Genomic DNA, 26,064 nt, shown 5'->3' with positions numbered 1-26,064 from the left:
AAAGGGGACGATGTTATGGATAACGTGTTGGGAATTATTAACTTAATCAATGAAAGACAACATTTAAAAGAGTTGACTGCTCATCGTAATGTAGCATCTGTGCCATTTGGCGGACGTTACCGTCTAATTGACTTTACGATGTCGAACTTCATAAATGCAGATGTATCGAAGGTAGCCGTTTTTCCTAAGGAAAAATATCTTTCTGTTATGGATCATCTTGGGTCGGGGAAAGAATGGAATTTGGATCGGCGTTCAGGAGGGTTGTTCATCTTGCCTCCTATCCATCCAGATGAAACTGTGACAGGTGATATGAAACAGTTTTATGATCATCTCAGCTTTTTTGAGAGGGCTGATGCAGAAACAGTTATCATTTCTCCTGGAAGTCATGTATGCAAAATAGATTTTAATGAAGTACTTGCTTATCATAAAAAACATAAAGCAGATATAACAGTTGTCTATAAAGATTATGTAGGGGAATTGATAGAAAAACCAATTTATCACACCTGCTCAGTTGATTCAGATGAAGATATCACGGACATTAGCTTTTATACGATACCTAGACCTGGAGACCATGTTTGTTTAGAAACCTTCATTATAAGTAAAACCCTTTTGGTGAAATTGATCAAAAGCTGTGTAGCTAGTGGGGAAAATGACTTCTTGAAAGATGCTGTAAAAGCTAACCTTCATCGTTTTAACGTTAAAGGTTACAATTTCACCGGGGATATGCCATTTATCCACTCGATTGAAAGTTTTCATTCAAGCAATATGAATTTTTTGAATCCCTCAGTTATCCGCTCTTTCTTCGGTGATACATGGGATGTTTATACAAAAATTAAACATGAAGCACCTACCAAATATTCAGGATCCTCTAAGGTTACCAATTCTTTAATAGCCAATGGTTGTGTTATTGAGGGGACTGTCGAAAACAGTATACTTTTTCGTGGGGTAAAGGTAAAAAAAGGTGCTATCATAAGGAATAGTATCATCATGCAAAAAGGTGAGATAGAAGAAGATGCAATCGTAGAAAATATTATTACTGACAAAGAAGTAAAAATTACTAGTGAGAAAACAGTTATTGGTATAAAACAACCGACTGTAATAAAAAAAGCAGAAATTATTTAATAGAGGAGGTGCGGCAATGAATGTTTTATTTGCTGCTTCAGAATGCGCCCCTTTTATAAAAACGGGAGGGCTAGGAGACGTAATAGGTGCGCTCCCGAAAGCGCTAAAAAAACAGGGAGTCCATGTAAGTGTTATTCTTCCAAAATTTGAGGATCTTCCTTTCCATTTTAAACAGGATATGAGACATATTACGAGTATCGAAGTTCCTGTTGGATGGCGTCAGCAATTTTGCGGAATTGAAAAGCTTGTTGCAAATGGAATTACATATTATTTTCTTGATAATGAATATTATTTCAAAAGACATGGAAGTTATGGGTTTTTCGATGATGGTGAGAGATTTGCCTTTTTCTCCCGTGCCATTTTAGAAGCTCTACCTTATTTAGAAGAAAAGCCGGACATCATTCACTGTCATGATTGGCAAACAGGCCTGGTCAGTGTCCTGAAGAAAGCTCATTATCACAATCATCCTTTCTACCAAGATATTAAAACAGTATTTACGATACATAATTTACGCTACCAAGGAGTTTATTCAAAAACTGTACTAGCAGAATTATTGGATTTAAGTGAATTGTATTTTAATATCGACGGACTAGAATTCCATGGAAATGTCAGTTATCTGAAAGCAGGTATTGCTTTCTCAAACATTGTCACAACTGTAAGCCCAAGTTATGCAGAAGAAATTCAGACAGCATATTATGGTGAGAATTTGAATGGTTTCTTAAGTAAACGAAGTGGCGATCTTAGAGGAATTATTAATGGGATTGATTATGAAGAATATAATCCTGTCACAGATGAATTCCTCTCGATTCCCTTTAACACCTATGATGGAAAGATGGAAAATAAACGTCAGTTACAGGAATCATTGAATCTCCCAGTCAATGATGGCATCCCTGTTATATCAATGGTAACCAGGCTGGTTGATCAAAAAGGAATTGACCTTATTCTTAATGTTTTTCATGAAATGATAAACCAAGGAATTCAATTCATTCTACTAGGTACCGGTGATGAACAATATGAATCGGTCTTCCGTAATCTGGCTGATCAATATCCAAATCAAGTTTCGGTGAATACATACTTTGATGAAGGATTGGCAAGACGGATTTATGCTGGATCTGATTTATTTTTAATGCCTTCTCAATTCGAACCATGTGGAATCGGGCAACTCTTGGCGATGAGGTATGGTACATTACCGATAGTAAGGGAGACCGGTGGGCTTCGGGATACGGTGATTCCATACAATCAATTTACAGACGAGGGAAATGGTTTTAGTTTTACGAATTATAATGCACACGATATGCTTCATACAATTGAGCAATCAGTAGGAATGTATAAATTCCAGCCGAAAAGGTGGAAGAAGTTGGTTGAAAATACAATGAAACTAGATTTTAGTTGGGCTTCGTCTTCCGTAAAATACCTTGACCTGTATGAAAGTTTAATTCCTGCAAAAATCAGATAAAGAAACAAAAACACTTACGAAATTTGTCTTCGTAAGTGTTTTTGTTTCTTTTGCAATGAAATATGGGTATATGACAGATATATAAAATATTGCAGTGTAGGAGAATGAAAAAATGAGAAGAAGAAGAATGGAATTTGTATTTTTATTTATTTTAATCGTATCGGTTTATATGATCGTTTTTAGTCAGGTTAGCTTCAACATGAAGCTATTTTTTATTGGGTTATATGTTTTTGTTATGTTTATTACAATATACTCACTGATGCTAGAAAATAGATTTGCACATGATACTCTTCTATGGATGTATGTGCTTTTATTTTTCCCTGTATTTGGCTATGTCTTTTACTTGTTTTCTGGCCAACTTTATTTAAAGGGGTATTTGTTCCAAAGTAAAAGAAAAAAAGACCGGGAAGAATGGAAAAGTCTTGTCACTCATGTATCTTCACCAGACCTTACGTTCTTGAACAATCATCAGAAGTCCTTTGCATCTTTTGCCAAGAATGCTTCTGAGACGACTATAAGTACAGCTTCAAAAACGGAAGTGTTGAAAAATGGAAATGAAACGTTTTCAGAAATCATTAAACAGTTAAAGAAAGCGGAAAAATTCATTCATATTGAGTATTATATTTTCCGTTCAGACAGACTTGGAACAGAAATTATAGATATTCTAATTGAAAAGGCAAAAAAAGGTGTAGAAGTTTTATTTATTTTTGATGCTGCAGGTAGTTTAAGTCTTTCAAATAATGAAGTTAAGCGGATGAAAAAGGCAGGTGTTAAAGCATATCCATTTTCGCCGTTAAAGCACGGATTTTTCAATCAAAAGTTTAATTTTAGGAATCACCGAAAAATCATCATCATAGATGGGGAAATTGGTTTTGTGGGTGGTTTGAACATTGGTGAGGAGTATTTAGGAAGAAATAAAAACATTGGATTTTGGCGTGATACGCATATGGTCCTTGAAGGGGAAGCCGTTTACATGCTTCATACGGTATTCCTGTTAGATTGGGAATATGTAAGTGGAGAAGATGTTTTAGAAGAACGTCCGGAGATCAATACCAGAGTTGAAAAAGGAGATGGAGCGGTTCAGGTTGTTGCCAGTGGCCCAGATACACAGCAGGGAATCATGAGTGATTTTTACTATTCTCTGATAACTTGTGCAACAAAATCAATCTGGATTGCAAGTCCATACTTTGTACCGAATCAAGCGATCAAAGCAGCGATTAAGCATGCTGCCTTAAAAGGGATACAAGTCCGACTTATGGTTCCTGCGGTAAATGATGGTTTTTTAACCCAATATGGGAGTCGTTCTTATTTCGGTGAACTTCTTCAATTTGGTGTAGAAGTTTACTCGTACAAAAAGGGTTTCTTGCATCAAAAACTTATTATTGTGGATGGTGATATTGCTTCAATTGGAACGGCAAACATGGATATGAGGAGTTTCCATCTTAATTTCGAGGTGAATGTCTTCCTTATGGGTAGCGGTTCCATTAACGATCTAGTCACTCATTATCAAGAGGATATGAAGGATAGCGAAAAACTAGATCCAGTAAGTTATAATAATCGTGGTTTGCTGGAACGCTCAAAAGAATCTTTTGCCCGGTTATTTTCCAATGTACTCTGATGGGCAAAAAATCAAATCAATAGTATAGTTGTGATAGAAAAGAAAAGTTTGCTATAAGGAGATTGTAAAAGAATATGAAATTGGTTTCTTGGAACGTAAATGGAATTCGAGCTTGTGTAAAAAAAGGATTTTTAGATTACTTTAAAGATGTGGACGCAGATATTTTTTGTCTTCAAGAAACTAAACTTCAAGAAGGGCAGATTTCACTTGAACTAGAGGGGTATCATCAATATTGGAATTATGCTTTGAAAAAAGGTTATTCAGGTACAGCCATCTTCACGAAGGAAAAACCGCTTTCAGTCAAATATGGTGTAGGGGAACGCGGTGAGGAAGCGGAAGGCAGAATTATAACACTTGAGTATGAGAAATTTTATATGGTTAATGTTTATACGCCAAATGCTAAAAGAGATTTATCAAGACTTGATTACCGTCTTGAATGGGAAGATGAAATTCGTAATTATCTGAGAGAGCTAGACTTAGTAAAACCAGTTATCTATTGTGGCGATCTAAATGTAGCACATCAGGAAATAGACTTGAAAAACCCTAAACCAAATGTTGGGAATTCTGGTTTCACATTAGAAGAACGAGGTAAAATGACTGATTTACTTGATGCAGGGTTTGTTGATACGTTCCGCCATTTTTATCCTGACCAGGAAGGTGTTTATACCTGGTGGTCATATATGAGTAAGGTAAGGGAGAGGAATATCGGATGGAGAATCGATTATTTTATTGTTTCCCAACGTCTCGTGGATTCTTTAATAGAGGCCAATATTCATTGCGATATTATGGGCAGTGATCATTGTCCGGTTGTTTTGGAAACAGCTCTTTAACTCGGATAAATTCGGTAAAATGGGGATACTATGGGTTATCCATACTCAACAGGAGGTAAAACGTAATGAACACATTTATTGTGAGTTTCCATCAAGAAGATAATGTTGACAGCATGCAGGTACAAAAATTGACGACCGCAGAATTTGAAAAATCAGCATCACGTGGATTCCGCAGGTTATTTGAACTGGATACAAATATGGGATCTTTCGTCTTTTTTGATGCAGAGGATGATGAAGGAGATTTATCACATCTTGTTCTACAATATGAAGAAGATAGTCAGGATCCTAGTGATTGTTACTCGTTCTCCAAAAATGATTTTTATGAATTCATGGCCCTTTATTTACAAGGCATGGATGAAATGGAGGAGGAAGAGGATGAAGAAGACAACGAAGACTATGGACCAATCCATCATCTTGCACACTTGATGTTTCATGTAGTTGAAGAAGGAAAGTCTGTTAAACCGTAACCGATTTTAGATTATGGGTTGTGAGGTACTTGTGAACTTGATCAACTATCAATTAACACCTAGGAAGATCTTGTTCTTCTCTATAAATCGTGTCATAAACAAATTCACGTCTTGTATTCAAATCGTGAGATAGCCAAGAGATTATAGAACGTAAGGAAAAGCCCATCTTGAAAAAGATGGGCTTTTGCAGTCTTTTTATTCAGCTTGCTTTATTTTTCAACCGATCCAGTAAAAACCCACCTTTAAAATACCTTGGTTCATAAGAAATAATGAAGGCTTTTGGTTCAAACTTTTCAACTGTTGCAATTAATTCTTGCTCTCGGTTTCGTTTTGTTAAAATTTCCATCCGATAACGGTTGCTGTCCCTTCCTTCACCGGTATAAAGAGTGACACCGAATCCAATGTTTCTTAAAGTATCAATCAAATATTCATTTTTTGCTTGAGTATTAACGGTTACATTTATATAACCGATGGCGAGTTTTTGCTCAATTTTCGTTCCAAAAATAATCCCGATACCAAAACCAACTGCATATACAACCATGGCGATTATGCTTTGGTCACCGCCAAATACAAGAGATAAACCAAAAACGTATACTAACATTTCTGCAATGCCTAATATAGATGCCAGTACGGTTATATTTTTCACTAAAAATATAGTCCGTAGTGTATAAATTGGAACATAAATAAGTTGCAATAATAAAATGAGCAGAATTTCTTTCAATTGAGCACCTCACCAATTTTTTTATAATTTCTTTGATATTTCATATAGAATCGCCCTCCCATATGAAACATCTTCCATAATCTAATCATAAGACAATGGATGAATTCAATGGAAATATTATGTATTTATTCTCAGTATTTCTAATCATAGAAAATCCTATAATTTAATGTGTTTGAGAATTTCATAATACTCTTTTTTGCTTTAATTTGGTATCATTATCCTAAATAATTTATCTGGAAGGATTGTCTATGCTTAATTATAACGGAAGAACATTTATAGCAAAAGATAATTCGGAAAATGGAGAAGTATCGGCAAATACATTCTTTTACTATTCACAAGAAGGAAATATTCTTACAGCAAGTTATGAAGGGGGAGAGATTATTAAAGGGACTTTAATAGGTGTTGTTAATATGGATGGGTCACTGGAATTTAGGTACAATCATATTAAAGAAAAAGGTGAAATTAGAGGAGGTAGCTGTCTTTCCACACCGGAAATGTTGCCTGATGGACGAATCCGATTGCATGAAAAGTGGAAATGGTTAGATCTCGAGCAGAGTGAAGGTCATTCCATCATTGAAGAAGTGAAAAAATAAAGATTTTACATAGAGAGGTTTGGGGACAATTACTACTATTTGTCTAGTACGTCATGGTCAAACTGATTGGAATGCACTGGGAAAACTGCAGGGACAGACTGACATCCCACTAAATGAACAAGGAAAGATACAAGCACAGAAGTGTGGTGAATTTTTGTCTAAAGCAGATTGGGATGTAATTATTACAAGCCCTCTAACAAGGGCTAAAGAAACTGCCGAAATCATTAGCTCCTATATTGATAGGCCAGTGATTGAAAAATTAGAATTCATAGAAAAGAATTTTGGCTCTGCTGAAGGAATGACAGCGCATGAAAGAGAGTCTGCATTCAGTGATAAAGTCTATCCTAATCAGGAGAGTCAGGAGTCTTTACGTGATAGGCTGGTAAAAGGACTTCAAGAGATTCAGCAGGGGTATCCTGAGAAGAAAGTGATCCTTGTTGCACATGGCGCAGTGATTCATTTTATTTTACGATTGATGTCAAATGAGACAATCGTATCAAAACAAATGAGGTTATTTAATGCTTGTTTAAGTACGATTAGATTTGAGATGGATTCCTGGATTATTGAGGATTTTAATCAAGTAAATCATCTATCCTAATACTCTACGATTTTCAAAAAGTTCTTTAGGAAGAAAAAATGAAATAAAAGTATAGCTGCCATTTAGTAGCTTATAAAGGAAAGAAGGAAATCATGACTATAAAAACTGCATTGATTTTAGGTGCAACTGGAGTCGTTGGTACCCATTTAGTTAAAGAGTTAAGTAACAGCAATAATTATAAGGAAATCCACTTGCTAACTAGAAGGGAAATAGAATCTAAAGAACCTAATTGCGAAGTCCATGTTGTGGAGTTTGATAATTTAGTCAGATATGCAGATTTATTCAATGTCACTGATGTTTTTATTTGTTTAGGTACAACTATTAAGAAAGCCAAATCGAAAGAAGCTTTTCGTAAAGTTGATTATGAATTTGTTATTGAAGCGGCGAAAATGGCGAAAGCCTCTAATGTTGAGAAATTTCTCGTCATAACAGCCATGGGAGCCAATTCCAAATCCAAGTTTTTCTACAGTCGTGTTAAAGGCGATGTGGAAGGAACACTACAACAACTAGAATTGAATTCTGTACATATATTTCGCCCGTCCTTACTTCTTGGTGAACGAAAGGAATTTAGGGCAGGTGAAAAGATTTCTGGTATGATTGGTTCTTTTGCTAAATTTCTCTTTGTTGGCCCTTTACGTCCATATCGTGCCATAGAAGCAAACAAAGTAGCTGCTGCAATGTATGCTGCGGCCCAAAAGCCGACACAAGGGTATCATTTCTATAATTCTGATGAAATAGAAAAACTTACAACAAGGAGTTAATAATTGATTAGTGAAACGAGCCTTCTTTAGGCTCGTTTCTTTAAAATTCGAAGCAAAAACTGAGATTTAATGTAAAAGCAAATTTTTATGGAGATTCCTTCTGCTTATCAGGAAAAAAGGATCCGGGTTTTGGATGTACCTGTTAGCAGGGGAACATTTGGAGCTGAAAGGAATTTTGACTGTAATAGCAGGTGGAAATCTAGAAGTACTGGAAAAAGCCAAACTAGTGTTGGAGGTAATGAATGGCAAAATAATCATTTGGTATCCCCTATTAGTGCTGGAAAAGCTATTAAAGCAATTAATCAAATGTTGTCAGGTACTGAAAAACATTTCGATGGTCGGCATCATGTAATTAACACGCTATTTCCAACCATACTTCAATCTTGTATGCATTACTCGACTCAATTAAGCTTAACAATTGATAATCCAAGAAGGGTTACAAATTCGATTGTGCCGCCCATAAAGAAATTTGGATATACATCAGATCTAATCTTCCTGATGAAACTTGATTCTAACAGGAATTTCCACTACAATTCGTAGTGGGAGGGTAAAAGATGAATATTAAAAATTTTAAATATGATGAAGTTGGACTGAATCGTTTCTTTGGTCCCTTGGAAGCTAGTATCATGGAATATTTATGGGGTAAAAATGAACAGAGTATTAAAGCGGTGCAGCAATCATTGGAGCTTGAAAAGCCTATCAACTTTAATACTGTAATGACAGTCATGAATCGTCTAGTCGAAAAAGGCATTCTTGAAAAGAGGTCTGAAGGAAGGCTTTCATTATTTCGCCCTGTGCAATCTAAAGCGGAGTTTTTAGAAGAGCAGTCAAAGAAACTGACTGAGAATTTGCTAGATGAATTTGGTGGTGCTGTCATTAGCCATATGCTTGATGCCATGAAAGACGCTGACCAAGCTTTAATTGAAAAATTGGAAAAAAAAATCCAATCGTTAAAAAAGGATAAATTATAATGTGGAAGAAAAAGTCTTATTTTGTGATAAGCCTTAGTCTTTTAATTGCCGGTGTAGTATGGAGCCAATTGGGAGCGTTTTTGGTACACATCTTTTTTGGAGTAAATATTAAAGCCAACTTTTTTAAATTTTGCTTTAGTCTATTCAAGGAAGGTTCAGTATACTACTTTGTGGTCATCACACTGCTCATTATAGTAATATCCTATAGTATATTGATCACCCTATTCAAAATTGCAGAGCAATATCTCCTTTCCAGAAGGTTTAAACAAAAGCTTTTTAACTACAAAAACGTTGAAAAGACAAGGTCTATAAACGAAACATTCAAACGGGCCAATAAAGATATCTTAGTTGTGAATGCTGATCAACCTCTTGCGTTTACGCTTGGTTTCAGGCGACCTTTCATTGTGTTTAGTACTGGTTTAATTCAATTATTGGACTTTGATGAGCTAGAAGCAGTAGTAGAGCATGAAGCCTTTCACCAAAAAAAATATGATCCATTGGTAATCTTTATTTTACAGTTGATCTCACAGGCTTTATGGTTTGTCCCACTGACAAAATGGTGTTATGAAAATTACAAAATAATTAGTGAATTATTAGCCGATGAATATGCGATTAATAAAATGGGGACTGAATTAGGCATAAGCGCTGCTTTGTTGAAGTTAATTAAACATTCTTGCTCTGATAAATCCTCTCCCGTCCTTGTCCACTTCTCGAATGAATCAGTTAACTATAGACTTCAGGAATTAGTTGATCCTAAAAGTACAATTCCTTTAAGGGCTGATAGTACCACGATTTTTGTCTCTATTTATGTTTTGATTATACTATTGGGAATGACTATAGTGATTGTCGGATGACTTTCACTTGATTTTTTTATACCTTTACACTACACTTTGTAGTGTTAAATATAATAAAAGGAGATGTGTCATGAAAAAACAAGAAATCGGTACCTTTTTATTAAGAGTAATGTTGGGAATTACATTTTTGATGCATGGTTTGTCAAAATTCCAAAGTGGATTGGATAACATTTCTGGATGGTTTCAAAGTATAGGCATTCCGGGATTTATGGCCTATGTAGTTGGTACAATTGAATTGGTTGGAGGAATTGCTTTAATTTTAGGTCTTGGAACAAGAATAATTTCTGCCCTCCTTATATTCATTATGGCTGGTGCAATTGTTTATGTGAAATTTCCAGCAGGCTTTATGGGGAATGGAGAAGGTGCAGGATTCGAAATAGACCTAATTCTTATGTTTATTGCACTTCACCTAGTATTAAATGGAAGCCGATTCCTATCGATAGATTCTAAGTTACCAAACCATAAAAAAGGACAAGATTCAGAAATAATAGCGAGTTAATAAGGATATACAATATCAAAGTGTTAAGTTTTATGCTCACCAAATTGAAACGCATAGACTAAAGTCAAAAAAGAGCTTATCAATTAAAGAGAACCCAAAAAATTAGACAATTTTTTTAGTTAGTTAGGCAGCTTTGAGGGCATGAACCGAGTAATCTACTGGGCTCATGCCTTTTAATTTCACCTTGATTCGTTGGTGGTTGTAGTATTGGATATAATCTTCTAGTTCTTGTTTGAAATGCTCAAAAAATTGTTAGTCTTCAAGTAATACATATTGACGAACATACGTTCTTTGTTATAAAATACAATCATGGGTAATAATGGTTATTATCACTGACAAGTTCAAAAGGAAGCTTGGAAGTTACTCAAGATTTGTAAAAAAAATTAGAACCAAAGGAGCTATTTAATTATGACAATGCGATTATCTCCCTATTTAATGATGAACGGAAATGCGAAGGAAGCGATCCAATTTTACGAAAAAGCATTGGGTGCAAAAGTCCTTTTTAGTCAAACTTTTGGAGAATGCCAGAAAACCCGGAATTTCCTATACCAGAAGAAGCAAAGGAACTTGTGTCACACGCAATGTTAAAGGTTGGAGAAACGGACCTCATGTTTTCAGATATGTTTCCAGGTCAAACTAGTCAAACTGGAGATCAAGTTACGATCTGTATTTCAACTAACGATATCGAAAAATCAAAACAAATTTTTGAATACTTGTCGCAAGATGGACAAGTGAAAATGCCGCTGCAGGAAGCTTTTTTTAGCCCTGCTTATGGGATTGTATCGGACAAATTCGGTGTAACTTTTCAAATTTACACAGAGGGTCAACAATAATTTTTTTCTAGTATAAAAATAGCCCCATGTATGAAGCCAAAAGCAGCTGATTTGGTGACTTTTAGTTGGAAAATTACCTATTTTCCGTTCCAACATAAAACCAATAGTTGAGCTTGTATAAATCCAGATTGGAACATCATATATTGAAAATTCGCACGAAATAGCGGTTATTTTGAATGAAATCAATAAGAAACAATCAATGCGAAAAAAATTTATTTAATGATTGAATATGATTGGGAAAAAGATTATAACTGAATTTTTTACTAATAAGGAAATGATTAGTTAAAATCGTTTCCAAGGTAACCAACTTAAGGCGCAATTGGTGAAGAATAATTAAATCTCAATTTCTCATTTATATCACTGAGAGATTGGGATTTTTTTTATTCTGGAATATTCTTAACGTTGTAAATCTGCGTTTTGCTTGAGGTACTCCTTATGGAATGATAGATGCGATTCTTCTTTAAGAAGGATCGCCTTTTCTTATGCAGCTAAAGTAATCATATCATGTATCAGAGGAAGAGAAGACCACGTTTGTGCAATATGTAGGCATTTGGAAAGAGAGGATTATTATTTAATCCCAAAATACCCCTTACTGCACGTATTCTTCACACTGTCCCTGGAGGCTTTCCTTTTGAATGGAGTCGTTGTTAATCTGAATAATAATCTAGGAACCCTACCATAAGTTATATTTTCTAATGAGACTGCCTTGTCATTGGCTTCAACACCCAACACCAAAATAGCCAATGCGATAATGATAATCAAAAAAATGATTCGGAAAAATCATAAAAAAATTGGAAATAAAGAAAAAATACTTGTAAAAAGTAAGGTGGCACGAATTTGGGATTTACTTCTACTTCCAATACGGGTTTCCCATTATTAGATTGATTTTTTCAGTCAAATCTTAAATTAAGGCAAGTAATATTACAAAAATAACCTCGTCAGAATACAAGATTAACCCATATTTAAGCAGTTAAGTATCAATCATCATTTTCTTAAATCGGGTAGCTTTTCAAATAATATAATCAAAAAATGAATTTAAAATGGTAAAAAATAGATTTTTAAAAGGGAATTCAATACTTTTGTTGAACATGAATATTATGGGCCATTTTGACAGTTTGATGATTTTTATTATTGTAACCGTTTACATCTATATATTTAACCTATTTATCTTGATCATGGTTGTGGATTACAAGATATTTCACATTGATGTATCTCAACAAAATCATTAGCGAATGGAGGTTAACCCATGGTTAACACGATGGCGTTCAATAAGAATGATTCACGTTCCTTCCTCACAGAAGAACACTTATTATTTAAACAATCAATTCGTGAATTTCTCGACAAGGAAGCTATCCCCTTTTATGATCAGTGGGAAAAAGAGGGGGAAGTACCTCGCTCATTTTGGAAAAAGATTGGGGATAACGGATTTTTATGTCCATGGCTTGATGTGGAATTCGGTGGGGTAGGAGCAGATTTTGGATATTCAGTTGTTCTGGCAGAGGAATTGGAAATGGTTGGATCAGCCTTAGTAGGAATTTCAATTCATTCTGATGTTGTAGCCCCATATATTGCTTCATTCGGAACAATAGATCAAAAACAAAGGTATTTACCCAAGTTCATTTCAGGAGAATTGATTTCTGCCTTTGCAATGACAGAGCCAGGAATGGGTTCAGAATTAGCGAATATCCAAACCACAGCCATCAAGAAAGATGGGTATTATATTGTCAATGGAGCCAAAACGTTTATCACAAATGGCTTTAAAGCTGACTTATTGATTGTAGCATGTAAAACTGATCTTGATGCTGTTCCTTCCAATGATGGAATCAGTTTGTTGCTCATTGATAAAGATACGCCAGGGCTTACACGGGGCAGAAAGCTTGAAAAAGCCGGCCAGAATAGCTCAGAAACAGCCGAACTATTTTTCGATGATGCTTCCGTTCCTGTTGGGAACCTACTTGGGGAGGAAGGGAAGGGACTTTCATATATCATGCAAAAATTGCAGCAGGAAAGACTTATGTGTGCGATTGGGTCTTTAATGGCAGCTAAGGACATGCTCCACTTAACGATGAATTTTATAAAAGAACGAAAAGCATTTGGTAAGAAAATAAGTAAATTTAATAAGGCACAGTTTACCATTGCTGAAATAGCGACCGATATTCAGCTGGGTAGAACGTTTGTTGATGGTTTGATCTGTAAACATATGAATGGGGAGAATATCATAACTGAAGTATCGATGGCTAAATATTGGATTACGGAGATGTCAAAGCGAATATCTGAAAAGTGCATGCAGTTACATGATGGATACGGAAATATGGGTGATTATAAAATTGCCCGGCGTCATCGAGACATTCCTGTGACAACATTCTATACAGGGTCAGATGAAATAGTAAAAACCCTCATCGCTAAAAATATCGGGTTTTAATTCAATTTTAATAACTTATATCTATTAACTACCTTTATTAAAATGAGGTAGTTTTTTTCATTCCATTTCTTCAATGTAATTACATTGAACTAGTTTATTTTAATAAAAGGTTTAATATTTTATCGTATGGGTATAAGAGACTGTGCATATGAAAACGAAATGAATTTGTAAAATTTGTAATTGTATGCGAATGATGGAGGTGCTTGTCGTGTTAAAAATTGAAAATGTATCGAAAGTCTATAAGGGAGGGAAGAAAGCTGTAAAGAATATAACACTTGATATAAAAAAAGGGGAGTTCATCTGTTTCATTGGTCCGAGTGGCTGTGGGAAAACAACGACAATGAAAATGATTAATCGCCTGATTGAACCGTCCGAAGGTAAGATACTCATAAATGGAGAAAATATAATGGAAAAGGATCCGGTCGAGCTTAGAAGACAGATCGGGTATGTAATTCAACAAATTGGTCTTTTCCCTCATATGACGATTCTTGAAAATATCACCCTCGTTCCAAAACTACTTAAATGGAGTGATCAAGAGAAAAAAGAACGTGCGCTAGAATTGCTGCAGCTCGTTGATATGGGTCCCGAATATTTAGAACGGTATCCCTACGAACTGAGCGGCGGGCAGCAACAGCGAATTGGCGTTCTCAGGGCTCTAGCTTCTAATCCACCACTCATATTAATGGATGAACCTTTTGGTGCTCTAGATCCGATCACCCGCGATGCTCTTCAGGAGGAATTTAAAAATCTGCAGCGCACACTTAATAAGACAATTGTTTTTGTTACCCATGATATGGATGAAGCGATTAAACTTGCTGATCGTATTGTGATTTTAAAGGCTGGGGAAATCGTTCAAGTGGGAACCCCGGATGAAATTCTCAGAAACCCAGCCAATGAATTTGTTGAAGAATTTATCGGTAAAGAACGATTGCTTCAAACAAGACCGAACGTGCAATTGGTCGAACAAATCATGAGTCGTAATCCCATTTCAATTACTGAGGAAAAGTCTCTTACTAACGCTATCACTATTATGAGAGAAAAACGAGTGGATTCTCTGCTCGTGGTAGATGAAGAGAATGTATTAAAAGGATTTGTAGATGTTGAAACGATTAGTGAATATCGTAAAAAAGCTACATTTATTAGTGAAGTAATCAATACTGAAGTCTATTCTGTGAAACAAGACTCATTAATCCGTGATTCAGTTCAGAAGATTTTAAAACACGGATTTAAATATGTGCCGGTCGTTGACCAAAAAAAACATTTGGTCGGTATTGTTACTAGAGCTACATTGGTTGACATCGTGTACGACAGCATCTGGGGGGAAGAAGATAATCTAGTGGCTGAAATGGCTGAGATGTTTTAGGAGGTGAATGAGATGGAAACATTGCTCGATTTTTTACAAACGAATTGGCTAGAGTTGCTTTACAAGGCGTGGGAGCATTTATATATATCTATGATTGCTGTATTCCTTGGAATACTAGTTGCTGTACCGCTTGGCATTTTGTTGACCCGTATGAAAAAAAGCGCATCTATAATTATTGGAATTGCAAACATCATGCAGACGTTGCCAAGCTTGGCAGTACTAGCATTTTTCATTCCATTCCTCGGTGTTGGGAAGATACCCGCTATTATTGCGTTATTTTTCTATTCTGTTTTACCTATTCTCAGGAATACGTATACAGGCATTAAAGGTGTAAATAAAAATTTACTTGAATCTGGTAGAGGCATCGGGATGACGAGTTGTGAGAGAATTCGTCTAGTTGAATTTCCACTTGCACTTTCCGTCATTATGGCTGGGATTCGCACTGCTTCCGTTTATTTAATTGGCTGGGCAACATTGGCTTCCTTTATTGGAGGCGGAGGACTTGGAGATTACATATTTATTGGTTTGAATTTATACCAAACAGAATATATCATCGCAGGTGCTGTACCGGTAATCATCATGGCTATCCTGGTGGATTATGTTTTCTCGATCATTGAACGAAAAGTCGTACCAAAAGGATTAAAAGGTATGAAGGAAGTTGCTTGAGGAGGAATACCATGTATAAAAAGATAAGAAAAATAAGTTTTACTACCCTTTTATTGTTTTCATTATTCATCAGCGGCTGCTCGTTGCCTGGGTTGGGGTCATCTTCTGAAAAAACGGTTAAAATTGGTGCGCAGAGTATGACCGAATCCGAAATCTTGGCTAACATGATAGCACAACTACTTGAACGAAATACAGACCTTGATACGAAGATTATTAAAAATTTAGGTTCGAATTTCGTACAGCAACAAGCAATGGAAAGTGGGGATATTGATGTAGCCGCAACTCGTTATACGGGGACGGATTTAACGAGTGTTTTAGCTCAGGATATTGAAAAAGATCCAGTAAAGGCAATGGAAATTGTTCAAAAGGAATTTAAAAAACAATTTGGATTCAAATTTTACGATTCTTATGGATTTGATAATACTTATGCATTTACGATATCAAATGAATTGGCAGAGGAAAAAGGCTATAAAAAAATATCGGATTTGGAAAAAGATGCAGGGAATTTGAGATTAGGTGTCGATAGTGCTTGGCTGAAAAGAAAAGAGGACGGCTATAAGGGATTCGTAGACACGTATGGATTAGAATTCGGAAAAACCTATCCGATGCAAATTGGACTAGTTTACGACGCTGTCAAAAATGGTCAGATGGATATTGTCCTCGCATACTCTTCAGATGGACGAATTAAGGTGAATAATTTGCAGCTTTTAGAAGATGACAAACAATATTTCCCTCCTTATGATTGTTCACCTGTTGTCACGAAAGATGCGTTAGAACGATATCCGGAAATAGAAAATCAACTAACTAAGTTAATTGGAGAAATCACAACCGAAACGATGCAGGAACTGAACTATGAAGTTGATGGAAACTTGAAAGAACCATCGATTGTAGCAACGGAGTTCCTTGAAGCACATAATTATTTTGAATAAATGGGAGGTGCAATCTAATGGAAACCTTGGAACAACTGGGAACGTATTACTCCCAGAATTGGATGTACGTACTAACTGAATTTTATCGCCACTTTTTAATGTCTGCTTACGGAGTTCTATTTGCAGCAATCATTGCTATCCCGCTAGGTATATTCATCGCAAAGCATAAAAAGTTGAGTAATTGGGTGTTTTCGATAACTAATGTCATACAAACCACACCAGCCTTAGCAATGCTTGCTCTCCTTATGTTAGTAATGGGGCTGGGGACAAACACAGTTATTTTGTCATTGTTTTTATATTCTTTACTACCAATTCTAAGAAATACGTATGTAGGAATTACAAACATTGATCATGCCTATTTAGAATCGGGTAAGGCTATGGGGATGACGAAGTTCCAATTACTAGGAATGGTCGAACTGCCATTATCCCTGTCTGTCATCATGGCTGGTCTACGAACGGCACTTGTCGTTGCGATTGGTGTAACTGCAGTCGGCACATTCGTCGGCGCAGGTGGACTGGGTGATATCATTGTCAGGGGAACTAATGCTTCGAATGGTACCGCAATTATTCTCGCAGGAGCTATACCAACAGCATTAATGGCTATTCTGGCTGACATTTTATTAGGGTGGTTAGAACGTGCACTTTCACCGATTAAAAGAAAGAAATTAATACAATCCGAAGCAAAATAGGGAAAAAGAGCAGTTACATATTTTTTGCAACTGCTCTTTTTTTATTAAGGTTATTAGCCATAAATTCTTCCCTTTAGTTTTTTATTTCTAATAAAGGGTAACTATAAGAACAGTTGTAAAAAAAATAAGGGGAATCGATCATGAAACTTACACCAGAACAACGAATTGAACTCCATGGTTTTAATAATCTTACGAAATCATTAAGTTTTAATATGTATGATATTTGTTATACAAAAACAAAGAAAGAACGCGAAGCCTACCTAGAATATATCGATGAACAGTATAATGCAGATAGGCTTTCGAAGATTTTGCAAAACGTTTCGGATTTAATTGGAGCACACGTTTTGAATACGGCGAAACAGGACTATATTCCACAGGGGGCAAGTGTAACGATGCTTGTTTCCGAAGGACCTGTGGTCGAAGTTCCGACTGGTACCTATGAGGAATCCCCCGGCCCTTTACCCAATAATGTTGTCATGCAACTGGATAAAAGCCACATTACTGTTCATACATACCCTGAATATCATCCGAATGAAGGTATTAGTACATTCAGGGCTGATATCGATGTATCTACTTGTGGAGAAATCTCTCCTCTAAAAGCACTTAACTATCTTATACATTCCTTTGACACTGACATAATTACAATTGATTACCGTGTCCGAGGATTTACACGAGATAAATATGGACGGAAATTATTCATTGATCATGATATAAATTCCATTCAAAATTATATCCCTGATGAAGTAAAGAGTTTATATGATATGATAGACGTCAATGTGTATCAGGAAAATATATTTCATACGAAATGTAAGTTGAAAAGATTTGATATTAATAATTATTTATTCGGCTTTACAGAAGAAAAATTAAATTCAGAGGAACGACAGGAAATTATAGAAAGGCTACAAACAGAGATGGATGAAATCTTTTATGGAGCTAACGTTCCGCATCTTTTAAAGAAAAACAAGCATTCCAATTAAGGAATGCTTGTTTTTGTGAATTTTAATTTAATTGTAAAACACGGACTAAAACATAACCAAGAATTGATAATAAGATTGAACCGATTAGACCAGCAACGAATGGTTTCCCACCATATTTCTTGAATATTACAAGATCAATATTTAATCCGAGTCCCGCCATAGACATTGCCATGAGGATATAAGAAAGCGAAACAATGGATTCAGCTATAGCTTCAGGTACTACTCCTGTAGAATAAATAGCACTAGTTGCTAAAAATCCTAAAATAAACCAAGGAACCTGTATTGATTTCCATGAAAATTTCTTCCCAGGATTAGCTGTTCGCTCTTTCAAATTCATTATGAATCCAATTAATATTGCAACAGGAATGAGTAAGGCAACCCTAGTTAACTTGACCATGACTGCCATATCAACTGCCTCATTTCCACCTGGTGCTGCAGCGGCAATTACATGAGCAATTTCATGCAGTGTAGCTCCCGAGAAAATTCCGTATCCCTGATCTGATAAACCTAGGAATGGGTAAAGAATGGTGTAACCAAATGTAAAGGTTGTTCCCAATACAGCAACCGTTGCCACGGCAATCGCTGTATCTTTTTCTTTTGCTTTAATTTGTGTGGAAATCGCAAGGACAGCCGCAGCTCCACAAATTCCTGTTCCACAGGCTGTCAAAATAGCCAGCTTTTTTTCGACCTTAAAAAGACGGGTCAATCCATAAACTACTAATATAGCAAATACAAGACTAATAGCTCCGACAGCAAAAGTTTTTGGTCCAGCATTAAAAATATCCTTTAAGTTCAAACGCATCCCTAACAAAATAATACCAAATCGCAAAAGAACCTTACTAGAATAATTGGTCCCCGTAACGACATAATCAGGCAAGCCGACTATGGATTTCCAAAACACCCCTATTAATATCGCTATGACGAGCTGCCCCATTATATGAAGGAAGGGGAGCTCTGCCAAGAATTTTGCTGCAATAGCAATTAGTAGGGTTAAAACTATCCCTTTAATAAAGCCAAGCTTTTTTGTTTCTCTCGCTGTTTTTCCCAAGTTGAACACTCCATCTATATTGTTTCCTTTACTTTAAGGGTAAATTAAAAATAAGTGAAATATATATTTGCTATTGTAATAATCACTTTTACTTATGATAAAATAAATTATAAAGAGGAGGTAACTATGGATCCTTTAAAGGTTTTTGTAACCGTAATCGAACAGAAAAATTTCTCAAGAGCAGGTGATATTCTTAATCTGTCACAGCCGGGAGTTAGCCTTCATATAAGGAATCTGGAAAATGAATTGGGGACGAAACTGATTTACCGTTCTCCGAAACAGGTTCAAATAACAGAGCCTGGAAAAATCTTATATAGGCATGCAAAGCAAATGCTGAATCACTATGAGACAGCAATAAGAGAAATTAATGATTTTAATAACGTGGTAAGTGGGACTCTAAAAATTGGGGCTAGTTTTACAATAGGAGAATATTATCTTCCGAAAGTTTTGGCGGAATATTCTGTCCTATATCCTCTAGTTGATATTCAAATTATTATTTCAAATTCTAATGAAGTTATTCAAGGAGTACGTTCTAACCAGATTGATATAGGTCTGATTGAAGGGGAAACGGATTATAAAGATATTGATGTTAACTCATTCATGAATGATGAAATGATTGTCGTCGTTCCGCCTGATCATCCACTTTCACAAATGGAAATCATAGATGGTGCCATGCTTCAGGATCAAACATGGGTACTTAGGGAGCAAGGGTCGGGAACTCGTACGTATTCAGATAAACTTATAAACAAACTAGATCTAAACATAAAACGAAGCTTTATTTTTACCAGTATTCAAGGAGTGAAAGAAGCAGTTATGGCTGGTCTTGGCATTGCACTGTTATCCCGATTAACCGTGCAAAAAGAACTGAAAACCGGTGAATTGAGGACCTTTCATTTGAAAAATGAAGCCTTTATTAGACCTTTTTCAGTGGTGAAAAAGAAAGATTTCGAAGCATCAAAAGCTTTGGAGTTGTTTTTAAATAAAGTGAGAGAATTTGCGATAAAAGGACAACTAAAATGATACGGAATTCTATGTATAAAAGCTGACCTCCTCATTTACACAATTGAGGAGCCTGGCATTTTTGATTTAATCGAAAGCGCTTTCGAATTATTCCTTTTCTTTAAGAACCCGTAATAGCCTTAATTTCAAGTATAAGGGAAGTTCACGAATTTCGGGGTGCAATCGTCGTGACACTAGGTACATAGATCCTGTTACATTTAGGACATATGATAATACCCACGTCATAATGTTGGTGTGGATAAAACTAGAAATTGAAACTTCATAGATGACATAGAAATGGCTGTAAATATCAAGCCAAACGGGAAGGTAACTGTTTCAGAATGGATTAAAAAAGGAAATCAGTTACCCTCAACCAACATTTACGTATGTTCGCTTGATTACAAACATATTATTAAATAGGAAAAGACTAGAATGCTTTTTTGGTCCCTTTATTGACTTTTTCTATTTTATATTAATTTGTAAAAGGAGCGTCCACATTGGCTATAGAGGAGCAGAAAAATAAGCGAATTTCTGTTTTCGACAGAATTATAGGATTCATGCCAAAATTATATGTGATTGGGACTATTTTGATTTTTGTTTATACACTGGTTGCGATGGCCCTATTAGGAATCCAAACGTGGAAGGAGCCTGATAAAGTCGTCAATCCCGTAAATACACAGAATCCAGCTATTTCTGAAGGCTTTGAACATACATTGATAACGTTAATCATAGAACCGATTGTAACATCTGAGTTTTATCAAATAATCTTCAACACATTATTTCTTTACCTAGTGTGGATACTACTTTTTCTTTTAGCACCGATTGCTTTTTACCGGCTAAAACACTTTAAGTTTTTTAATATAGAAATTGAGATTGAAAAACAAGATGCAGCTGTTTTTGAGGTGTTTAGCGTGAGCAGTTCAAAAATGAAATTTGCAGCATATTTAACATCTGAGGAATTTCAGCTGGAGATATCAGAGGAGATTGCAAATAGTAAGGATTTTAAAGCTCCCTTAATTTATACATTGGATAGTACTATCGAGTTTTATTCCAATCAATTAGGACTTGACTTTACTTATGAAATTTATAACTTAAATCAATTCAAAAAAGCTAAGCTACCTAAATCCATCAAATCGATGCTTGATAAGTCCATCCAAACTGGTGATCCATGTATAACGAATAAAAGCAACAGTGACAGTGAATATTATAAGAATTTTCTCTTGCATTATTATGAAAACCTAGACGGCAAATTTGTCACGGTTTTAAGCAGTTATCAAACGGAATTCGATACCTTCGATAAATCACTAATAAAAATTCTACACAATGTCATATACGATTATTATCTACAATATAACTATATATATGATGTAACGTTGACGATGGTGAAGAATGAAGAAATTTCATACGATAAATAAAAACCACCCTACAAGTGGTTATTTTTTTTTGTAAGGTGATTGTTAATTATATTTTGGACGATTACATTATTACCAATAAGCTCAGAAGATTTCTTTACGTGTTGCTCTCTAAAATCCATGTTTTTTATTTTCTTAGACTTTTTCCCTTTTTTAAAATTATTGAAGGCGTTTAGAAAGGCTATTTGGATCACTCCCCTTATAGATTAGTATATTCATATTATTGATAAAGTTTCTAATAAAAAAGTCTCGTTAGAAAAAAATTTTTAAAGGTTTTGTATATAAATACGAGCCTTTAATAAGGTTAATTTCAATATAGTATTTTTATAGATTTTTATAGTGTAAGTCAAGACGAAGTCTACTTGGCTCTAACATTTCTGGTTAGCTTTGTGTAGCTATATTTACTTAAGCATTATGAGCTTCTTTCTCACAAAGAGAAATCTCCCTTATTGCATCGAGCTTAGCGACACCAGGATGAGCTTCCATATTCTTTATTTCAATTCCTCTTTGTGTACTTTGTAATAATGTTCATGATTTATTTTGAATTTTAGCACTTATTGCCTCTTCGTTTTTCATGATTTTCACGAGTAGGATAGCCCAATAACTATTTAACCTGAAAATGGTGATACGACTAGAAGTGAGTGAACAAAAATCAAAGGATTCTAAGAACATTACAAAGAGGGAATAAGGTTCTTCTTATTTTGAAATCAAGGAATAATCCCACTTTTTTAAAAGAAATAAAGAAATTCATTAAAAAATATTGTATAGTTAAAAAGCAAGGTGTTCGAACAAACATTCGATTGTGATATGTAAGATAACTTCTTAGAAGAACAGGAGAGAGACAGTGAACGGGACAGCGCATATGGCATTAGGAGCAGCAGTGGGATTTTTAACAGCAAACACACTTCAAACCGATCCAACTACTACTTTATTCTTAGTTGGGGTTGGGGGTGTTTCAGGTCTAATGCCCGACATGGATATTGACGGGAAGTTAAGCAATAGAATTACCTTTTCACATAAGTTCATCCGAACGTTAGCACAAACCATCGGGATTCTCATGATTATTTATAGCGTTTTGGAAGGTTCTGAAACGGAAAAGTGGGTTGGTGTAGGAGCAGGAATTGGCATTATTATAATATCTACATTTATAACGCAAAGGCATATGCTGACCCTGACAGGATTAGGGGTATTAGGAGGCGGCCTATCTTTACAGGAAAACTGGTTATGGCTGTTAGGTATCTATATAATTCTAGCATCTTTCACACCTCATAGAAGTTATACGCATTCGATTGCTGGCATCGTTTTCTTTGGCGTCATTGCTCATCAATTCGAATCATCTTTGGGGATAGAGGGGATTTTCACTACTTGTATATTAGGCTACATAAGTCATTTAATTGCGGATATGAAATTTTTACCTTTTAATAGACGAGGAGTAAAGTTATTCTTGCCATTTTTCTCAAAGGAATTTTAAGTAAAAGAAACAGTGGTTCTGTCAGAACCACTGTTTCTTTTACTATTAATCATGAGATATGGTATTTTTGATATTTTGATAAAGTAAAAAAATATTAAGTATAAAATAATAGGAAATAGTAACTATTATAGGGTAAATTTAACTTATCTTCCTCATTTTCAGATGATACGACTCTTGATCAGTTAGAGTTTTTGGACAGACGCTTAGATAGACTAGTGGAGATTGCATGAATTCGTACTAATGTATGCAATCAAACAAAGTGAAAAAGTATAAAAGTGGAAGAATAAAAATTGACGGATTGTATGAAAGAATAATTGTTGGAGTTTTTGACGAAGGAAGAAGGAGAAAAAATAGAGAAAATTATTCGCGTTCTCGAAGATTTTGAAAAAGAGAGTTTTGATGTTAATACCATACATGAAAAGGTTGTACGCCCCATGTTCGTGATTAAATAGTAGTATTGAATCTGAACTACAAAATAACAAAGGGATTTGACAGACTCGAGTATGTTCACTTGATACTCCTATCACGACCACATGCAAAAATAATCTGTTCATTTGGCTTTACAACTGAAACAGTGTAAACTAATTTTGTTATTAACAATATCAATGCAAAGGATGTCAAACATGAAAAAACCTCGTATTGGCATGGTAGGTTTAGGAAGTATAGCTCAAAAAGCATATTTACCAATCCTTACTAAAGAAACGGATTGGTCTTTTGTAGGTGCTTTTTCACCAAGTAAAGATAAACGAAAAATGATTTGCAATCAGTATCGTATTCAAGATTTTAATAGCTTACAAACACTCGCTGCAGAGTGTGATGCTGTTTTCGTACATAGTTCCACTAGCTCACATTTTGAAGTCGTATCTTCTCTATTAACTAAAGGAATAGATGTTTATGTCGATAAACCATTAGCTGCAACTGTTGCTGAAGCTGAAAAATTAGTAGAGTTAAGTGAAAAATCAGGAAGAAAGCTTATGGTTGGATTTAATCGTCGCTTTGCTCCTATGTATGTACAAGCAAAACAACAAGCTCAAAACATAGCATCAGTTCGTATAGAAAAACATAGAACAGATAGTATGGGACCTTATTCTTATGATTTTAGAATGTTAGATGATTATTTACATGTAGTTGATACTGCAAGATGGTTAGCTAATGGTGATTTAGATGTGCTGCATGGAACAGTAAATATCAGTAGTGAGAATTACCTTGTTTATGCAGGACATGTTTATAAATCCAAGGAGGGTATACCTTTCTTTACAGACATGCATCGAAAAGCAGGTACTAACCTTGAGAGGCTTGAACTATTAACAGATGGAGCAATTTTAAGTGTTAGGAACATGAATACTTTAGAAATTGCTTCTAATAACAGCCACTCAACTTCATTTTCTCCATCTTGGGATACAACGTTAAAGCAAAGAGGATTTGAAGATGCTGTACAACATTTTATTAATTGTATTCAAAATGATGAGAAACCACTGATTGATGGACTAGAAGGTCTGAAATCTCAATTATTAGTCAATCAATTATTAAAAGCAGTAGCCAAATAAATAATATCAATTTAATGATATTGGAGCGCTTTCTAACTTTTTACAAAGAGTCTAGCAAAAAGAGACAAAATTTCTTAGAGTAGAAAATTCGTTCCTTCTTATGTCGAAAATCACTTAGCTTATGAATAAAACTGAACAGATAGTACATTTTTATAATGTTGACCCTTTGCTTGAATCTGCTCAAGATGTTGGTGAAGCCATACATTCAGAAACAAACTCTGTTAAAAAGGCTACAACGGTTTTAACACAAAGTTATCATCGAAAAAAGTTAACCCAACAAACATTAAAGTCAGATGAGATAAACATTTCGTGATTGTAGCTGCATAAATTTAAAAAAACCTCAAATGAACACGAAAGACACTACCGGTTTGGGAGTGTCTTTTTCTTTATTATATATAAATGCTCTTGTTTAATTCAATAGCTATAGAATGAAGAAAGTTAGAGTTATTAATCTATTTGACCCAATTCTCTCATACAGATTTTTCAAAGTGCCTAAATACCCTGTATGAGAATATGGAACATAAATTTAACCTTTAATTTAACTCATAGGAGTTACATAATGATTATTTTTCAGACTTATCACCAGTATTATTGGTAGTTGCCTTTGAATCGTTCGCGTGTTTAACGCCTTTACTTACATAAGGTTTTGCGCTCTTTTTCTTGTTGGCACTAGTTTTCCAACGATTCCAACCCTTCTTACCCGTTCCCGTACCTGTACCTTTACCTGTTCCAGTTTTAGCCTTAGCTTTACTCATGAAATCACTCCATTAATATTGTATGGTTAGTTTAAACCATTTTACTTGATTATTATCCAAGTATGTTGAAATATACATCAACTAAGGAGATAAGTACAGAGAAAGGCTCAATATTTTTTAATTTTATTTATAAATTGTTTGGCATACAATTTATCTGATTTATATTTAAACACTATTCATTCAGTAACAAGCACGCTTAAAAAAGTGCCTAATGGCTTTTATACGGATATAATGACAACGAAAATCAATCTTATCAAACGTAAAAGCCTGCTTAGATAAAAAAATTATCCCAAAGTTGAAATCTACATTAATTCACCCTCATAAAAATAGAAAAGACACAGCCTGATTGAGGAGTGTCATTTTTCTTACAATTTATTTGAATATTTTAAAAAGGTTTTGAGTTTTGTCACCGTTATTTTTGCTGACATTTTGAATCATTCGAGTGTTTAACGTCTAACTACAT

The 26,064-nt window shown here is 35.1% G+C and carries 25 protein-coding genes and 2 pseudogenes; 23 read left to right on the top strand and 4 right to left on the bottom strand.

Going from position 1 to position 26,064, the window contains the following annotated elements:
* The first annotated feature begins 15 nt into the window (after positions 1–15).
* The 5 genes from glgD to NST21_RS15775 all read left to right on the top strand — a co-directional run bounded on the left by glgD (position 16) and on the right by NST21_RS15775 (position 5,493).
* The gene (gene glgD, locus NST21_RS15795) at positions 16–1,122 is read left to right on the top strand and encodes a glucose-1-phosphate adenylyltransferase subunit GlgD (RefSeq protein WP_056527300.1); all 1,107 of its coding nucleotides are present in this window, start codon (positions 16–18) and stop codon (positions 1,120–1,122) included.
* Positions 1,123–1,138: 16 nt separating this feature from the next.
* The gene (glgA, locus tag NST21_RS15790; protein ID WP_340890128.1) at positions 1,139–2,578 is read left to right on the top strand and encodes a glycogen synthase GlgA; all 1,440 of its coding nucleotides are present in this window, start codon (positions 1,139–1,141) and stop codon (positions 2,576–2,578) included.
* Positions 2,579–2,690: 112 nt separating this feature from the next.
* Positions 2,691–4,196 (top strand): cardiolipin synthase, encoded by a 1,506-nt coding sequence (gene cls, locus NST21_RS15785; protein ID WP_340890127.1) that lies wholly within the window; start codon positions 2,691–2,693, stop codon positions 4,194–4,196.
* 74 nt (positions 4,197–4,270) lie between these two features.
* Positions 4,271–5,026 (top strand): exodeoxyribonuclease III, encoded by a 756-nt coding sequence (locus tag NST21_RS15780; RefSeq protein ID WP_340890126.1) that lies wholly within the window; start codon positions 4,271–4,273, stop codon positions 5,024–5,026.
* 65 nt (positions 5,027–5,091) lie between these two features.
* Positions 5,092–5,493 (top strand): cytosolic protein, encoded by a 402-nt coding sequence (locus tag NST21_RS15775; protein ID WP_252432866.1) that lies wholly within the window; start codon positions 5,092–5,094, stop codon positions 5,491–5,493.
* Positions 5,494–5,692: 199 nt separating this feature from the next.
* Here the strand turns inward: NST21_RS15775 and NST21_RS15770 are convergent, their stop codons facing one another.
* On the bottom strand, positions 5,693–6,214 hold the full coding sequence (locus NST21_RS15770; RefSeq protein ID WP_056527290.1) for a DUF2179 domain-containing protein: 522 nt from the start codon (positions 6,212–6,214) through the stop codon (positions 5,693–5,695).
* A 248-nt stretch (positions 6,215–6,462) separates the two neighbouring features.
* Between NST21_RS15770 and NST21_RS15765 the strand changes: the two genes are divergently transcribed.
* The 7 genes from NST21_RS15765 (at position 6,463) to NST21_RS15735 (ending at position 10,490) form a co-directional block, all read left to right on the top strand.
* A complete protein-coding gene (locus tag NST21_RS15765; RefSeq protein WP_340890125.1) occupies positions 6,463–6,807 on the top strand; it encodes a n-acetylglutamate synthase in 345 nt (114 codons plus the stop codon).
* Positions 6,808–6,835: 28 nt separating this feature from the next.
* Positions 6,836–7,405, top strand: a complete 570-nt coding sequence (locus tag NST21_RS15760) for a histidine phosphatase family protein (protein WP_340892577.1) — start codon at positions 6,836–6,838, stop codon at positions 7,403–7,405.
* Positions 7,406–7,497: 92 nt separating this feature from the next.
* Entirely contained in the window at positions 7,498–8,166 is a 669-nt protein-coding gene (locus NST21_RS15755; RefSeq protein WP_056527284.1) for an NAD-dependent epimerase/dehydratase family protein, read from the top strand.
* A gap of 157 nt (positions 8,167–8,323) precedes the next feature.
* The gene (locus tag NST21_RS15750; RefSeq protein WP_340890122.1) at positions 8,324–8,518 is read left to right on the top strand and encodes a hypothetical protein; all 195 of its coding nucleotides are present in this window, start codon (positions 8,324–8,326) and stop codon (positions 8,516–8,518) included.
* A gap of 202 nt (positions 8,519–8,720) precedes the next feature.
* On the top strand, positions 8,721–9,137 hold the full coding sequence (locus NST21_RS15745) for a BlaI/MecI/CopY family transcriptional regulator (RefSeq protein ID WP_340890121.1): 417 nt from the start codon (positions 8,721–8,723) through the stop codon (positions 9,135–9,137).
* Entirely contained in the window at positions 9,137–9,991 is an 855-nt protein-coding gene (locus tag NST21_RS15740; protein WP_340890119.1) for a M56 family metallopeptidase, read from the top strand. Before NST21_RS15745 ends, NST21_RS15740 begins: the two co-directional genes overlap by 1 nt.
* Before the next feature lie 70 nt (positions 9,992–10,061).
* Positions 10,062–10,490, top strand: coding sequence for a DoxX family protein (locus NST21_RS15735; protein WP_340890117.1), 429 nt, complete (start codon positions 10,062–10,064; stop codon positions 10,488–10,490).
* Positions 10,491–10,613: 123 nt separating this feature from the next.
* Here NST21_RS15735 and NST21_RS15730 read toward each other — a convergent pair.
* Positions 10,614–10,730, bottom strand: a pseudogene (locus tag NST21_RS15730) (IS3 family transposase); the annotation flags it as partial.
* A gap of 168 nt (positions 10,731–10,898) precedes the next feature.
* Here NST21_RS15730 and NST21_RS15725 point away from each other — a divergent pair.
* The 7 genes and pseudogenes from NST21_RS15725 (at position 10,899) to speD (ending at position 18,369) form a co-directional block, all read left to right on the top strand.
* Positions 10,899–11,323, top strand: a pseudogene (locus NST21_RS15725) (VOC family protein).
* 1,246 nt (positions 11,324–12,569) lie between these two features.
* Positions 12,570–13,745, top strand: a complete 1,176-nt coding sequence (locus NST21_RS15720) for an acyl-CoA dehydrogenase family protein (RefSeq protein ID WP_340890115.1) — start codon at positions 12,570–12,572, stop codon at positions 13,743–13,745.
* Positions 13,746–13,953: 208 nt separating this feature from the next.
* Entirely contained in the window at positions 13,954–15,108 is a 1,155-nt protein-coding gene (locus tag NST21_RS15715; protein WP_340890114.1) for a betaine/proline/choline family ABC transporter ATP-binding protein, read from the top strand.
* Positions 15,109–15,120: 12 nt separating this feature from the next.
* The gene (locus tag NST21_RS15710; RefSeq protein ID WP_340890112.1) at positions 15,121–15,774 is read left to right on the top strand and encodes an ABC transporter permease; all 654 of its coding nucleotides are present in this window, start codon (positions 15,121–15,123) and stop codon (positions 15,772–15,774) included.
* 11 nt (positions 15,775–15,785) lie between these two features.
* Positions 15,786–16,703, top strand: a complete 918-nt coding sequence (locus NST21_RS15705; RefSeq protein ID WP_340890109.1) for an osmoprotectant ABC transporter substrate-binding protein — start codon at positions 15,786–15,788, stop codon at positions 16,701–16,703.
* Between the two features lie 17 nt (positions 16,704–16,720).
* Entirely contained in the window at positions 16,721–17,392 is a 672-nt protein-coding gene (locus NST21_RS15700; RefSeq protein ID WP_053346307.1) for an ABC transporter permease, read from the top strand.
* A 140-nt stretch (positions 17,393–17,532) separates the two neighbouring features.
* Positions 17,533–18,369 (top strand): adenosylmethionine decarboxylase, encoded by an 837-nt coding sequence (gene speD, locus NST21_RS15695; RefSeq protein WP_057218614.1) that lies wholly within the window; start codon positions 17,533–17,535, stop codon positions 18,367–18,369.
* Positions 18,370–18,391: 22 nt separating this feature from the next.
* Here the strand turns inward: speD and NST21_RS15690 are convergent, their stop codons facing one another.
* Complete coding sequence (locus tag NST21_RS15690; protein ID WP_340890105.1) at positions 18,392–19,417, bottom strand: YeiH family protein; 1,026 nt, start codon at positions 19,415–19,417, stop codon at positions 18,392–18,394.
* A 126-nt stretch (positions 19,418–19,543) separates the two neighbouring features.
* Here NST21_RS15690 and NST21_RS15685 point away from each other — a divergent pair, with 126 nt between their 5' ends.
* The 4 genes from NST21_RS15685 (at position 19,544) to NST21_RS15670 (ending at position 24,846) form a co-directional block, all read left to right on the top strand.
* Entirely contained in the window at positions 19,544–20,437 is an 894-nt protein-coding gene (locus tag NST21_RS15685; RefSeq protein WP_340890104.1) for a selenium metabolism-associated LysR family transcriptional regulator, read from the top strand.
* Positions 20,438–20,913: 476 nt separating this feature from the next.
* Positions 20,914–21,831 carry a hypothetical protein gene (locus NST21_RS15680; RefSeq protein WP_053346303.1) on the top strand — a complete coding sequence of 306 codons (918 nt, stop codon included), beginning with the start codon at positions 20,914–20,916 and terminating at the stop codon, positions 21,829–21,831.
* A gap of 841 nt (positions 21,832–22,672) precedes the next feature.
* On the top strand, positions 22,673–23,299 hold the full coding sequence (locus NST21_RS15675) for a metal-dependent hydrolase (protein WP_201185093.1): 627 nt from the start codon (positions 22,673–22,675) through the stop codon (positions 23,297–23,299).
* Positions 23,300–23,922: 623 nt separating this feature from the next.
* Positions 23,923–24,846, top strand: coding sequence for a Gfo/Idh/MocA family protein (locus NST21_RS15670; protein WP_057216885.1), 924 nt, complete (start codon positions 23,923–23,925; stop codon positions 24,844–24,846).
* A gap of 563 nt (positions 24,847–25,409) precedes the next feature.
* Here the strand turns inward: NST21_RS15670 and NST21_RS15665 are convergent.
* Positions 25,410–25,601: a DUF3934 family protein gene (locus tag NST21_RS15665; RefSeq protein ID WP_057216887.1), complete on the bottom strand. Its 192-nt coding sequence runs from the start codon at positions 25,599–25,601 to the stop codon at positions 25,410–25,412.
* Positions 25,602–26,064 lie beyond the last annotated feature (463 nt).

It is taken from the genome of Peribacillus sp. FSL K6-1552 (assembly GCF_038005205.1).
In the GTDB taxonomy this organism is placed as follows: Bacteria; Bacillota; Bacilli; order Bacillales; family DSM-1321; genus Peribacillus; species Peribacillus butanolivorans.
This window is presented reverse-complemented; position numbering and strand designations above follow the sequence as displayed.